Raw genomic sequence first — 12,816 nt, 5'->3', positions numbered from 1 at the left:
AGTGCCCCGCACGGGCTTACTTGCCCGGGATTTCCAGTGGCGACTGCTGCGGCGTTTCTGCCTGCTGGCGGCGCGCGGCCTCCAGGGCATCCGCTTCGGCCTTGGCGCGGGCGTCGGCCTTGACCTGCAGCTCGTCCAGTTTCGCCGGGGTGAGGATTTGCAGGCGCGATACCATCATCTGCACCAGGTCACGGCGCATTTCCTCGCGGGTGCGGCTGGCGTCCTGGTCGGAACCGGTGATGTTCGAACCGTCACGCACGTAGACCTTGCGCACTTCCACCTTGTCGCTCAGCAGTTCCAGCTGGTTCTGGCCTTGGATGCTGTAGTTCAGGGTGGTGAACAGCTCGTACTCGGCGGCGCGGTTGCCACCGGTGTAGCTGGCCGAACGCTCGGTTTCCTGTTCGTTGGTCAGCACCAGGTGGTAAGGCGCGCCGGTGTGCACGTTGACACCACTGTGCTCCAGGGCCTGACGCAGCTGCTTCACGGTCTGGCCGTAGGCGTTGCGCGCGCTGACGTCCATTTCCTTGACGCTCATCTCGTTGGTGCCGGTGCCGCGCAGCTGGAAACCGCAGGCGCTGAGCATCACGGCCAGGCCCATTACCAGCAGATTGCGTTTGATCATGTTGTTGCTCCCTTGTGGGCCGATTACGCCCGCCCGCATTGCCTGCGGGCGGGCGCTGCCATCAGTTGGCGACGATGTTGACCAGCTTGCCCGGAACCACGATGACCTTGCGGATGGTCAGGCCATCGATGAAGCGCAGGACATTTTCGTTGCTACGGGCGGCGGCTTCGATTTCCTCGCGGCTGGCGGCGGCAGGCATTTCCACCTGGCCACGCAGCTTGCCGTTGACCTGTACCACCAGGACGATGCTGTCCTGCACCAGGGCGCTGTCGTCCACGGCCGGCCAGCCGGCGTCGATCACGGCCTGATCGTGGCCCAGCTGCTTCCACAGTTCGTGGGAGATGTGCGGGGTGATCGGTGCCAGCAGCAGGGTCACGGCTTCCAGGCCTTCCTGCAGCAGGGCGCGGTCCTGTTCGGTGGCTTGCGGGGCTTTTTCCAGCACGTTCATCACGGTCATCACCTGGGCGATGGCGGTGTTGAACTTGTGGTACTGGCCCACGTCGGTGCTGGCCTGCTTGATCGCAGCGTGGATGGCGCGGCGGATGACCTTTTGCGCATCATCCAGGGCGGCGACATCCAGCTTGCCCGGCAAGCCCTGGGCCACATGGGCCTGGGCCAGGCGCCAGACGCGGCGCAGGAAGCGGCTGGCACCCTCGACGCCGGAGTCGGACCACTCAAGGCTCGCGTCAGGCGGCGAGGCGAACATCATGAACAGGCGGCAGGTGTCGGCGCCGTACTGGTCGATCATCGACTGCGGGTCGACGCCGTTGTTCTTCGACTTCGACATCTTCTCGGTGCCGCCGATTTCCACCGGCAGGCCGTCGGTCTTCAGGCGGGCGCCGATGATCTTGGCCTTGGCATCGCGCTCGATTTCGACGTCGGCCGGGTTGAACCAGTCCTTGCCGCCATTGCTGGCCACGCGGTAGTAGGTTTCGGCAACGACCATGCCCTGGGTCAGCAGGTTCTTGAACGGCTCGTTGGAGGTTACCAGGCCTTCGTCGCGCATCAGCTTGTGGAAGAAGCGCGCATACAGCAGGTGCAGGATGGCGTGTTCGATACCGCCGATGTACTGGTCCACCGGCAGCCAGTGGTTGGCCGCTTTCGGGTCGACCATGCCGCCCTCGTAGTTCGGCGAGGCGTAGCGGGCGAAGTACCAGGACGATTCCACGAAGGTGTCCATGGTATCGGTTTCGCGCTTGGCCGCGGCGCCGCATTTCGGGCAGCTGCAGGCATAGAACTCGGGCATGCGCGCCAGGGGCGAACCGGCGCCGTCCGGCACCACGTTCTCTGGCAGGGTGACCGGCAGTTGGTCTTCCGGCACTGGCACGTCGCCGCACGACGGGCAGTGGATGATCGGAATCGGGCAGCCCCAGTAGCGCTGGCGGCTGATACCCCAGTCACGCAGGCGGAACTGGGTGCGCGACTTGCCGAGTTCCTTGCGCAGCAGCGCCGCTTCGATGGCGTCGAAGGCGCCGGCGAAGTCCAGGCCGTCGAACTCGCCGGAGTTGATCAGCTGGCCGTGCTCGCCGTAGGCGTCCTGCCACTCGCTGCCCACTTCATCGCCAGCGCTGGTACGCACCACGGCCTTGACCGGCAGGTTGTACTTGTGGGCGAACTCGAAGTCGCGCTCGTCGTGGGCCGGTACGGCCATCACGGCGCCATCGCCGTAGTGCATCAGCACGTAGTTGGCGACCCACACCGGCAGTTTCTCGCCGGTCAGCGGGTGCTGCACGAACAGGGAAGTGGGCATGCCCTTCTTCTCCTGGGTGGCCATGTCGGCCTCGGCAACGCTGCCGCTTTTGCATTCTTCGATGAACGCCTGCAGCGCCGGGTTGCCCTGGGCGGCCTGGGTGGCCAGCGGGTGCTCGGCGGCAACGGCGACGTAGGTGGCGCCCATCAGGGTGTCGGCACGGGTGGTGAAGACTTTCAGGGTGCCTTCGTGGCCGATGCTGGCCTGGTCGTACGGGAACTGCACTTCCATGCCGCGCGACTTGCCGATCCAGTTGCGCTGCATGGTCTTGACCTGCTCAGGCCAGCCCGGCAGTTCGTCGAGGCTTTCCAGCAGCTCGTCGGCGTAGTCGGTGATGCGGAAGTAGTACATCGGGATTTCGCGCTTCTCGATCAGCGCGCCCGAACGCCAGCCGCGGCCGTCGATGACCTGCTCGTTGGCCAGTACGGTCTGGTCGGCCGGGTCCCAGTTCACGGTCCCGTTCTTGCGGTAGATGATGCCTTTCTCGAACAGGCGGGTGAACAGCCACTGTTCCCAGCGGTAGTAGTCCGGCTTGCAGGTGGTGACTTCACGTGCCCAGTCGATGGCCAGGCCCAGGCTCTTGAGCTGGGTCTTCATGTAGTCGATGTTTTCGTACGTCCACTTGGCCGGGGCGACGTTGTTCTTCATCGCGGCGTTTTCCGCCGGCATGCCGAAGGCGTCCCAGCCCATTGGCTGCAGGACGTTCTTGCCCAGCATGCGCTGGTAGCGGGCAATCACGTCACCGATGGTGTAGTTGCGCACGTGGCCCATGTGTAGCTTGCCGCTCGGGTACGGGAACATCGACAGGCAGTAGTAGGTGTCCTTGCCTGGCTGTTCGGTAACAGCGAACGATTGTTGCTCGTCCCAGAAATTCTGGGCGGCGGCTTCGATATCACGGGGCGTGTATTGTTCGTGCATGGCTACTTTTTGCTGAGAGAGAAGAGACCTTGTTCCAGGCAGCGGAACCTCGCTGCGTCCGGCACTCCGGTGTCGTTTTAGAGTGAACGCCGTAGCATACAGCAGCGCTGCGCATCGTGGGAAACCTTGATTGCGAATGCCCGCTGGTCGCGGCATCCGGCTGCTTTTTCAAGCAACGCTAAGCTCAGGTGTGGGGGGAGATATTCTTTATCTTCAATGAGGTGAACGGATGGGAGAGACGCAGCTACCCGCAATCAAACCGGAGCTTTACGAACGCCTGATCGACCGACTTGGCCTGGCACTGGAAGTTGCCCGGACCTCGGTGCGATTGCGCGACGAGATGCCAGCCGAGCTGGAGTTGCGCGGCCTGAGCCACGCAGAGTTCGAAGTGATCAAGGCTTACCTGGAATCGCTCCCGGAACGCCGTAATGCCTGTGCCGGTACATACCCACAAGCGGAACCGACATCGGCCAAGATCATCTGGCTCAAGGACAAGAGACGCCCCGCCAGTTCGGCGAGATCCAGGACGCTGCCGCATCGTTAGCCGTTCAGGCCGCCAGGCGCAGGCCATCGCGCGCCGGTATCCATTAGACACTTCTCATGATCGACGTCGGCCGCACCCTTGTTGGCCGGCGTCGATCCACATAGGCTGCTGGCCATCCATGGAGGTGTGGCCGATGCCGATTCGATTTTTCCTCAAGCAATGGTTGATGCCGCCCGGCGTGCTGTTCGTGCTGCTGCTCGCGGCCTGGTGGCTGCGTGCCCGGCGCCCGGCGCTGGCGCGCCTGTGTTTCGTGCTGGGGCTGGGGGGCCTGTGGTTGATGAGCTTGCCCCTGGTGGTGCAGCAGGTGGCCCGGGCGCTGGAAAGCGAACCTGCGCTGGCGCCTGCGCAGTGGGCGGGCCTTGCCAGCCGGGCGGATGCCATCGTGGTGCTGGGGGCCGGGCGTGAGCGCGGCGACCCGGCCTGGGGCGGGGAAGACCAGCCCTCGGCCCTGGCACTGGAACGCATGCGTTACGCCGCGCACCTGGCCAAGGCTTCGGGCTTGCCGGTGCTGACCAGTGGTGGCCTGCACTACGGCACGCCGCCAAGCGAGGCGCAGTTGATGGCCCAGCGCCTGCAGGACGACTTTGGCGTGCCGGTGAGGTGGCAGGAAGGTGCCAGCCGTACCACCTGGGAGAATGCCCAGATGAGCGCCCAGGTGCTGCAGCCGCTGGGCATTCGCCGGGTGGTGGTGGTGACCCAGGCCTGGCACATGCCGCGTTCGCGCTGGAGCTTCGAGCAGGCCGGGTTCGAGGTGGTGCCGGCGCCGGTGGGGTTCCTTGGGCGCGACCATGCCAGGCCGTTTGGTGGGCTGCTGCCGGAGAGCCGTGCCCTGTGGCAAAGCGGGCAGCTAATCAATGAGCTGGTGGGGTTGGTGGGGTATCGGGTGTTCTATTGAGCCTGTGCCGGCCTCTTCGCGGGGCAAGCCCGCTCCTGTAGGAGCGGGCTTGCCCCGCGAAGAGGCCGGCACAGCAAACCTCAAACGGTCTTGGCGATACGCCCCGCCAGCAACGCCCAGCCCAGCAGCAAAACACACAAAATCGCCAGCGGCCAAGACCGCCACTGCAGGTAAGGCGTCAGCTGCTGCATCGGCACCACTTCGCCATACAGCACCGCCCGCTGGAACTGCGGCACTTGGGCGGTAATCTTGCCGAACGGGTCGATCAGCGCCGTCACGCCATTGTTGGTGGCACGGATCATCCAGCGGCCGGCCTCCAGCGCGCGCATCTGCGCCATCTGCAGGTGCTGCAGTGGGCCGATCGAGGTGCCGAACCAGGTGTCGTTGCTGATGGTCAGCAGCAGGTCGCTGCGCGCCGCCAGGCTCGCGGCGAACTCCGGGTAGACCACTTCATAGCAGATGAACGGCGCCACCTGGTAACCCTTGGCCTGCAGCAATGGCTGGTCCTCCGGGCCGCGGGCGAAGTCCGACATCGGCAGGTTGAAGAATTCGATCAGGCCACGCAGCATGTCCTGCAGCGGCACATATTCGCCGAACGGCACCAGTTTCTGCTTGAGGTAGGTGCCATCGCCTTCGCCGGCCACGGTGACCCCGTTGAAGTAGCGGCGCTGTCGGTGCACGATTTCACGCACCGGCACACCGGTAATCAGGGCCGAATGACGGTCGGCGGCAAAGCGGCCCATCACGTCGATGTAGCCCTGGGCCTGGTCCTTGAGCACCGGCACCGCGGTTTCCGGCCACACCAGCAGGTCAACCGGTTTGGAGCTGAAGCTCATGTCGCGGTACAGCGCCAGTTGCGCGTCGACGTGCGCCGGGTCCCATTTCACTTCCTGCTCGACGTTGCCCTGCAGGGCCGCCACCTTGAGCGGGTCGCCGGCAGGCTTGGTCCAGGCGTGGCCCTTGAGCGCAAGGCCCAGGGCCCAGGGCGCCAGCAGCAGCACCACGCCCACGGCCAGGAACGACGGGCGTGAGCGCAGGCGGTGCAGGTTGCACAGCAGGGCGGCAGTCAATGCCAGTACGAACGACACCAGCCACACGCCACCCAGCGGGGCAAGGCCCGCCAGCGGGCCATCGAGCTGGCTGTAGCCGGCATAGAGCCAAGGGAAGCCGGTCAGGAACCAGCCACGGAAGGCTTCTTGCAGCAGCCACAGGGCCGCGAAGCACAAGGCGTCGGCCAAAGGCGCCTCGTTGCGCCGCAGCCAGCGCGCCCACAGCCAGGTGGGCAAGGCGAAGAACCAGGCCAGGGCGGCGAAGAACGCCAGCAGCAGGCCGATCGCCAGTGCCGGCGAGGCGCCGCCGTAGGTGTTCATGCTGACGTAGATCCACCAGGTGCCGGCACCGTACAGGCCGAAGCCGAAGCACCAGCCACGCCACATGGCCTGGCGCGGGCTGAGCTCGCGCAGGCCAAGGTAAAGCATGGCGATGGACAGCAGCGCCAGCGGCCAGATGTCGAACGGCGCCAGGGCCAGGAGGGTCGATGCGCCGGCCGCCAGGGCCAGCAGGTTACCGGGCCAGCCGGGGCGGGTGATCCAACGCATGTTTGTCCTTAGCGGGTGATCGGGGTCAGGCGCAGCAAGTGTATCCGCCGGCTGTCGGCGTTGAGAATACGGAACTTGTAGGCGCCGATCTCGGTGGTTTCGTTGCGCTTGGGCAAGTGGCCGAAGGCACTCATCACCAGGCCACCCACCGTGTCGAATTCATCGTCCGAGAAGGTGCTGTCGAAGAATTCGTTGAAGTTGTCGATCGGGGTGAGCGCCTTGACCAGGAAGTCGCCGCTGGGCAGGGGCTTGATGTAGCTGTCTTCCTCGACGTCGTGCTCGTCCTCGATGTCGCCGACGATCTGCTCCAGCACGTCCTCGATGGTGACCAGGCCCGCCACGCCGCCGTATTCGTCGATGACGATGGCCATGTGGTTGTGGTTGGCGCGGAACTCGCGCAGCAGTACATTGAGGCGCTTGGACTCCGGCACGAAGGTGGCCGGGCGCAGCAGGTCCTTGATGTTGAAGCTGTCGCCGTTTTCCTTGAGGATCAGCGGCAGCAGGTCCTTGGCCAGCAGGATCCCGAGCACATCGTCATGGCTTTCGCCGATCACCGGGTAGCGCGAGTGCGCGGCGTCGATCACCGCTGGCAGGAACTCGCGCGGCGATTGGGTCGCCTTGATGCTGATCATTTGCGAGCGCGGCACCATGATGTCGCGCACCTGCAGGTCGGCGACCTGGATGGCGCCTTCGACAATGGTCAGCGCTTCGCTGTCGAGCAGCTTGTTCTGATGGGCTTCGCGCAGCAGCTCAAGGAGCTCCTGGCGGTTTTTCGGCTCATGGGCAAAAGCCTGGGTCAGTTTACCCAGCCAGGACTTCTGCCCGTTGCTCGATCGATCTTCGCTCATGGCGGTTCTCGTGATCCTTGGTGTATCAGTGTGTGATTGTGTCGGTTTCATCGTCGGCATACGGGTCGGGGTGACCCAGTTCTGCCAGCAATTCCCGTTCCAGCGCTTCCATTTCTTCGGCCTCATCGTCGTCGATGTGGTCGTAGCCCAGCAGGTGCAGGCAACCGTGGATAACCAGGTGCGCCCAGTGCGCTTCCAGCGCCTTGCCCTGTTCTGCGGCTTCACGCTCGACCACGGCAACGCAGATCACCAGGTCGCCGAGCAGGGGGATGTCCAGCAGTTCGTCGGGCACTTCGGCCGGGAAGGACAACACGTTGGTCGCGTAGTCCTTGTGCCGGTAGGTGTGGTTCAACTCGCGGCCTTCGGCTTCGTCGACCAGGCGGATGGTCATTTCCGAGTCGGCCGTGCGCTGGCGCAAGGCCAGCTCGCACCAGCGGCGGAAGGCGGCGTCATCCGGGGCGGCGGCGTCCGTGGCCCGTTGCAGGTCAAGTTCAAGCATCTTTGCCGGTTGCCTCGGGCTTGGCCTGGCGGGCATCGAAGCGGTCGTAGGCCTCGACGATACGCTGCACCAGTGGGTGACGAACCACATCTTTGGGCTGGAAGTGGGTGAAGCTGATGCCCGGTACGTCGCGCAGCACCTCGATCACGTGGGCCAGGCCCGACTTGGTGCCGCGTGGCAGGTCGACCTGGGTGATGTCGCCGGTGATCACCGCGGTGGAGCCGAAGCCGATACGGGTGAGGAACATCTTCATCTGCTCAAGGGTGGTGTTCTGGCTTTCGTCGAGGATGATGAAGCTGTTGTTCAGGGTGCGGCCACGCATGTAGGCCAGCGGGGCGATCTCGATCACCTGGCGCTCGATGAGCTTGGCCACGTGCTCGAAGCCGAGCATTTCGTACAGGGCGTCGTACAGCGGGCGCAGGTACGGGTCGATCTTCTGCGCCAGGTCACCAGGCAGGAAGCCGAGTTTTTCGCCAGCCTCGACCGCCGGGCGCACCAGCAGGATGCGGCGCACTTGCTCGCGCTCCAGCGCATCGACGGCGCAGGCCACGGCCAGGTACGTCTTGCCGGTACCGGCCGGGCCGATGCCGAAGTTGATGTCGTTGGCGAGGATTTCCTTCACGTAGCGCTGCTGGTTGAGGCCGCGCGGGCGGATGTTGCCCTTGCGCGTGCGCAGCGACACGCTGACTTCGTTGACCGCCGGGTTGTCCATGTGCTCGACCGCCGACTCCTGCAGGTACAGGTGTACGGTTTCCGGCGACAGGTCGGTGCCCTTCGTCTCGCGATAGAGGCGGCGCAGCAGCTGTTCGGCGGCACTGGTGGTCTTGGGTTCGCCGATCAGCTCGAATTGATTGCCGCGGTTGCGGATTTCAATGGCCAGGCGTTGTTCGATCAGGCGCAGGTGCTCGTCGAACTGGCCGCACAAGTTGGCGAAACGGTGGGCCTCGAAGGGTTCGAGGATGAAACGATGGGGTTGTATGGGTGCGTTCAAGGTCGTTTTTAGCCGCTCGACGGCAATGAAGGTGAACTCAAGAATAACCCTTGATGGGCAGTGGCGAAAGCACTGAAACGTTCAACGGTATGTACTGCCTGTTCCAGCCGCTTCGCGGGTATCATGCACCCCCTTTCTTACGCATATGTTATCCCGCCAGCCATGAGCAAACGCGAACCCGCCATCTACAAAGTGATCTTCCTCAACCAGGGGCAGGTCTTCGAGATGTACGCCAAGCAGATTTACCAGAGCGACCTGTGGGGCTTTCTGGAAATCGAGGAGTTCGTCTTCGGCGAGCGCACCCAGGTGGTGGTCGACCCGAGCGAGGAAAAGCTCAAGGCCCAGTTCGAGGGCGTGATCCGCAGTTTCGTGCCGATGCATTCGATCATCCGCATCGATGAAGTGGAGCGCCTGGGCACGGCGAAGATCAGCGAGGCCAAGGGCGGCGGCAACGTGATGCCGTTCCCGATGCCGATGCCGGAGAAGTAGGGCAGCTCAGGGCAGGGGCGAGAACGGCGTGCGCCCTTCGGCGTTCTGCAGTTCCAGCAGGTACTTGCGGAAAATCTGGCCGAGCACCTGGGTAGCGTGCTCCAGCTCCTCGCGGGGCATGCGTTCGGTGACTTCGTCGGCCATGTCCAGGGCATCCTCGGCGCCGTTGACCGCGGCCATTTTCAGCAGGATATAGGCCTGCACGTTGTTGGCCTTGACCCCTTCGCCGTGGAAGAACATGGCGCCGAGGCGATACTGGGCGTCGGCCTGGCCTTGCAGGGATGCCTTCTCGAACCAGTCCAGGGCCTTTTTCAGGTTTTTCGGCGTCAGCGTGTAGTAATACTCGCCCAGCTCGTACTGCGCCTGGGCGTCCCCGGTCGCCGCCGTTTCCTCGCAGGCTTTCAGCGCGTTCTGCAGGTCTTCTGGCTGAACATTGAGCGTGCAGCGGCCCGTTGCCGGAATCAGCAACGAGTTTCCGCCCTCCGCCAGGGCCAGCAGGGGCTGAAGAAGCAACAGGCAGCCCATGGTCAGGGCGCGGCCGGTGCGGTTCATGGGGATCGACTTACCTCTGCAAAGCTGCGGCCAATGTCTCTGGTGGCACATTATGGGATAAGCAGCGCCAACCTTACAAAGTTTTACTCGAAATTCTGTTTGGGCGGGGGAGTTGGCTGGTTGTGCGGTGGGATTTTTTTCTTGTGCCGGCCCTTTCGCGGGGCAAGCCCGCTCCTACAGGCGCATGTGCAATTTCTGTAGGAGCGGGCTTGCCCCGCGAAGGGGCCGGTACCGCCAACCCATCACTTCAGCGCAGCGAACGCCTTCTCAGCCGCATCCAAGGTGATCTGCAGCTCTTTCTCGCCATGGGCAATGGACGTGAAACCAGCCTCGAACGCACTCGGCGCCAGGTACACACCGCCGTCGAGCATCAGGTGGAAGAAGCGCTTGAAGCGCTCGGCGTCGCTGGCCATCACATCGTCGAAGGTGACGATATCGTCGGCACCGCTGAAGTACAGGCCAAACATCGCGCCTGCCTGGGTGGTGACGAACGGTACGCCAGCGGCATCGGCGCGTTGCTGCAGGCCATCGAGCATGCGGCTGGTGAAGGCGCTCAGCTCGTCATGGAAGCCTGGGCGGCTGATCAACTTCAGGGTGGTCAGGCCAGCGGCCATGGCCAGCGGGTTACCCGACAGGGTGCCGGCCTGGTACACCGGGCCCAGCGGGGCGATGCAACCCATGATTTCACGCTTGCCACCGAAGCAGCCGACCGGCATGCCGCCGCCGACGATCTTGCCGAAGGTCGACAGGTCCGGCTTGATGCCGTAGTGGCCCTGGGCGCCGCCGAGGGAGACGCGGAAACCGGTCATCACTTCGTCGAAGATCAGCACCACACCGTGCTTGTCGCACTGCTCGCGCAGGCCTTCGAGGAAGCCAGGCGCTGGCGGTACGCAGTTCATGTTGCCGGCCACCGGCTCGACAATGATGCAGGCGACGGTCTGGCCAACATCGGCCAGGGTCTTCTCGACGGCGGCGATGTCGTTGAACGGCAGGGTCAGGGTGTGCTTGGCGAAGTCGGCCGGTACGCCTGCCGAGCTTGGCACGCCCTGGGTCAGCAGGCCGGAGCCGGCTTTTACCAGCAGGCTGTCGGAGTGGCCGTGGTAGCAACCTTCGAACTTGATGATGGCATCACGGCCGGTGTAGCCACGGGCCAGGCGAATGGCGCTCATGGTCGCTTCGGTGCCGGAGCTGACCATGCGCACCATTTCCATCGACGGCACCAGCGAGCAGACCAGGTCGGCCATCTCGGTTTCCATCGCGGTCGGCGCGCCGTAGGACAGGCCGTGCTCCAGCTGGCGGCGCACGGCGTCGAGCACGTCCGGGTGGCCGTGGCCGAGAATCATCGGGCCCCAGGAACCCACGTAGTCGACGTAGCGCTTGTCATCTTCGTCGACAACGTAGGCGCCTTCGGCATGCTTGAAGAACAACGGGGTGCCGCCCACGCTTTTGAACGCGCGGACCGGTGAGTTGACGCCGCCAGGAATGTGCTTCTGGGCTTGGGCGAACAGGGATTCGGAACGGGACATGGGATCTTCTCTCGAAATCAGGAAGCGAACAGGGCGTTGAAGGCGCGGGCGCGGCGGGTGACTTCCTGCGCGCTGTCGGCACCGAACAGGCCATGGATCACCGCCAGCAGGTCGGCGCCGTGGGCGACCAGCGGGGCGGCGTTGTCGAGGGTGATGCCGCCGATCACCGCGATCGGCAGTTTCACCTGGGCGCGGGCCTGCTCCAGCAGTTCGACGTTGGCGGCCGGCGCGCCCGGCTTGGTAACGGAATTGAAGAAGCGGCCAAAGGCCACGTAGCTTGCACCTTCGCTGGCAGCCTGGGCGGCAAGCTCCAGGCTTGCGTGGCAGGTGGAGCCGATGATTGCCTGGCGGCCGAGCAGGGCGCGGGCTGGGGTCAGCGGGCCGTCGGTCTGGCCAAGGTGCACGCCGACGCCCAGGCGCGCGGCCAGTTCGGCGTCGTCGTTGATCAGCAACTGGGTGCCGTAGCGCTCGCACAGCTTCATCAGTGCTTCGGCCTCGCGCAGGCGGCGGGCGGCATCATCGCTTTTGTCACGGTACTGCAGCAGGCAGACGCCACCTTCCAGCGCGGCTTCGACGTGGGACAGGAAACGGCCGGCAAGCAGCTGGCTATCGGTAATGGCGTACAGGCCGCGTAGCTTCATTGAAAGCCTCGTGTCAGGAGCAGAAGTCCAGGGGCAGGCGGCGCGGGACGAACTGGCCCTTGCCCAACTGCTCGGCGTCACGCAGGGTGCGCCAGGTGTAGTCAAGGGCGCTGCGCACCGCACTTTGCAGCTGCTCGCCCAGGGCCAGGCGGCCGGCCAGGGCGCTGGCCAGGGTGCAGCCCGAACCGTGATAGCTGCCTGGCAGGCGCTGGCAGGTCCAGGTGTGGCGCTGGCCGTCGCGGCTGTACAGGCGGTTGTGGATTTCGTCTTCGTCGCCGTGGCCGCCGGTGATCAGCAGGTGTTTGCAATACGGCAGCAGTTTCTCGGCGCACTCGTCGGCCGTGCCCTCGGGCAGCTCGGCAAGGATACGTGCTTCCGGCAGGTTAGGGGTGGCGATGGCGGCCAGCGGCAGCAAGCGCTCGCGCAGGGCATAGCCAACCTCGTCCTTGCCCAGGCGGCCACCGCCGCCGGCGCGCAGCACCGGGTCGCAGACCAGCGGCAGGTGTGGGTGGGCGGCGAGCAGTTCGGCGACGGTGTCGACCATCGCGATCGAACCGAGCATGCCGATTTTCACGGCCGCCACGGTGGAGTCGGCGAGCACGGCGTTGGCCTGGGCCAGTACCCACTCGCGGTCGAGCACGCGGAAGTCGGAAACGTCGACGGTATCCTGCACGGTCAGGGCGGTCACGGCGGGTGCGGCGTGACAGCCTTGGGCGATCAGGGCTTCGATATCTGCCTGCAAGCCGGCACCGCCACTTGGGTCGTGGCCGGAGAGACAGAGGACAACGGGGCGGGAGCTGTAGGTATTCATGGTCGGCGAGCTTACCACCAAACCGATTTGCGCGGATCGTCCTACAAAGGTGATTTGTTGATCGTATGGTCAGAAACATATGTATGAATGCTCTGAAAGTGCCGTTCTAGAGCCTTTTTTCTGGAAATTGAA

13 protein-coding genes are annotated in these 12,816 nt (G+C 64.5%); 3 read left to right on the top strand and 10 right to left on the bottom strand.

The genetic code is table 11. The features are described from left to right. Positions 1-16: 16 nt before the first annotated feature. Positions 17-622: an LPS assembly lipoprotein LptE gene (lptE, locus tag F3J44_RS15345; RefSeq protein ID WP_167063403.1), complete on the bottom strand. Its 606-nt coding sequence runs from the start codon at positions 620-622 to the stop codon at positions 17-19. 61 nt (positions 623-683) lie between these two features. After that, complete coding sequence (leuS, locus tag F3J44_RS15340; RefSeq protein WP_167063407.1) at positions 684-3,290, bottom strand: leucine--tRNA ligase; 2,607 nt, start codon at positions 3,288-3,290, stop codon at positions 684-686. A gap of 229 nt (positions 3,291-3,519) precedes the next feature. On the opposite strand from leuS, the gene F3J44_RS15335 reads away from it, so the two are divergent. Together F3J44_RS15335 and F3J44_RS15330 are read left to right on the top strand one after the other, a co-directional pair. Then, the gene (locus F3J44_RS15335) at positions 3,520-3,834 is read left to right on the top strand and encodes a hypothetical protein (protein WP_167063410.1); all 315 of its coding nucleotides are present in this window, start codon (positions 3,520-3,522) and stop codon (positions 3,832-3,834) included. 133 nt (positions 3,835-3,967) lie between these two features. Continuing rightward, positions 3,968-4,729: a YdcF family protein gene (locus tag F3J44_RS15330; protein ID WP_167273852.1), complete on the top strand. Its 762-nt coding sequence runs from the start codon at positions 3,968-3,970 to the stop codon at positions 4,727-4,729. Positions 4,730-4,809: 80 nt separating this feature from the next. Here F3J44_RS15330 and lnt read toward each other — a convergent pair whose 3' ends face one another. Genes lnt through F3J44_RS15310 form a run of 4 tightly spaced genes read right to left on the bottom strand, consistent with a single transcriptional unit; the run spans position 4,810 to position 8,665 of the window. Beyond that, on the bottom strand, positions 4,810-6,327 hold the full coding sequence (gene lnt / locus F3J44_RS15325; protein WP_167273849.1) for an apolipoprotein N-acyltransferase: 1,518 nt from the start codon (positions 6,325-6,327) through the stop codon (positions 4,810-4,812). Between the two features lie 8 nt (positions 6,328-6,335). Beyond that, a complete protein-coding gene (locus tag F3J44_RS15320; protein WP_167063419.1) occupies positions 6,336-7,175 on the bottom strand; it encodes an HlyC/CorC family transporter in 840 nt (279 codons plus the stop codon). 25 nt (positions 7,176-7,200) lie between these two features. Continuing rightward, a complete protein-coding gene (gene ybeY / locus F3J44_RS15315) occupies positions 7,201-7,674 on the bottom strand; it encodes an rRNA maturation RNase YbeY (RefSeq protein WP_167063422.1) in 474 nt (157 codons plus the stop codon). Next, the gene (locus F3J44_RS15310) at positions 7,667-8,665 is read right to left on the bottom strand and encodes a PhoH family protein (protein WP_167063424.1); all 999 of its coding nucleotides are present in this window, start codon (positions 8,663-8,665) and stop codon (positions 7,667-7,669) included. Before F3J44_RS15310 ends, ybeY begins: the two co-directional genes overlap by 8 nt. Before the next feature lie 162 nt (positions 8,666-8,827). Between F3J44_RS15310 and F3J44_RS15305 the strand changes: the two genes are divergently transcribed. Next, positions 8,828-9,154, top strand: a complete 327-nt coding sequence (locus F3J44_RS15305; protein WP_167063427.1) for a DUF1820 family protein — start codon at positions 8,828-8,830, stop codon at positions 9,152-9,154. Positions 9,155-9,160: 6 nt separating this feature from the next. On the opposite strand, the gene F3J44_RS15300 is transcribed toward F3J44_RS15305, so the two are convergent. The 4 genes from F3J44_RS15300 to F3J44_RS15285 all read right to left on the bottom strand — a co-directional run bounded on the left by F3J44_RS15300 (position 9,161) and on the right by F3J44_RS15285 (position 12,684). After that, positions 9,161-9,706: a tetratricopeptide repeat protein gene (locus F3J44_RS15300; protein WP_167273846.1), complete on the bottom strand. Its 546-nt coding sequence runs from the start codon at positions 9,704-9,706 to the stop codon at positions 9,161-9,163. A 242-nt stretch (positions 9,707-9,948) separates the two neighbouring features. Then, complete coding sequence (gene hemL, locus F3J44_RS15295) at positions 9,949-11,232, bottom strand: glutamate-1-semialdehyde 2,1-aminomutase (protein ID WP_167063433.1); 1,284 nt, start codon at positions 11,230-11,232, stop codon at positions 9,949-9,951. Between the two features lie 17 nt (positions 11,233-11,249). Further along, positions 11,250-11,873, bottom strand: coding sequence for a thiamine phosphate synthase (gene thiE / locus F3J44_RS15290; RefSeq protein ID WP_167273843.1), 624 nt, complete (start codon positions 11,871-11,873; stop codon positions 11,250-11,252). Positions 11,874-11,886: 13 nt separating this feature from the next. Beyond that, positions 11,887-12,684, bottom strand: a complete 798-nt coding sequence (locus F3J44_RS15285) for a hydroxymethylpyrimidine/phosphomethylpyrimidine kinase (RefSeq protein ID WP_167063439.1) — start codon at positions 12,682-12,684, stop codon at positions 11,887-11,889. Positions 12,685-12,816: the final 132 nt, after the last annotated feature.

The sequence above is a fragment of the Pantoea sp. Tr-811 genome (genome assembly GCF_011752535.1).
Lineage (GTDB): Bacteria > Pseudomonadota > Gammaproteobacteria > Pseudomonadales > Pseudomonadaceae > Aquipseudomonas.
This window is presented reverse-complemented; position numbering and strand designations above follow the sequence as displayed.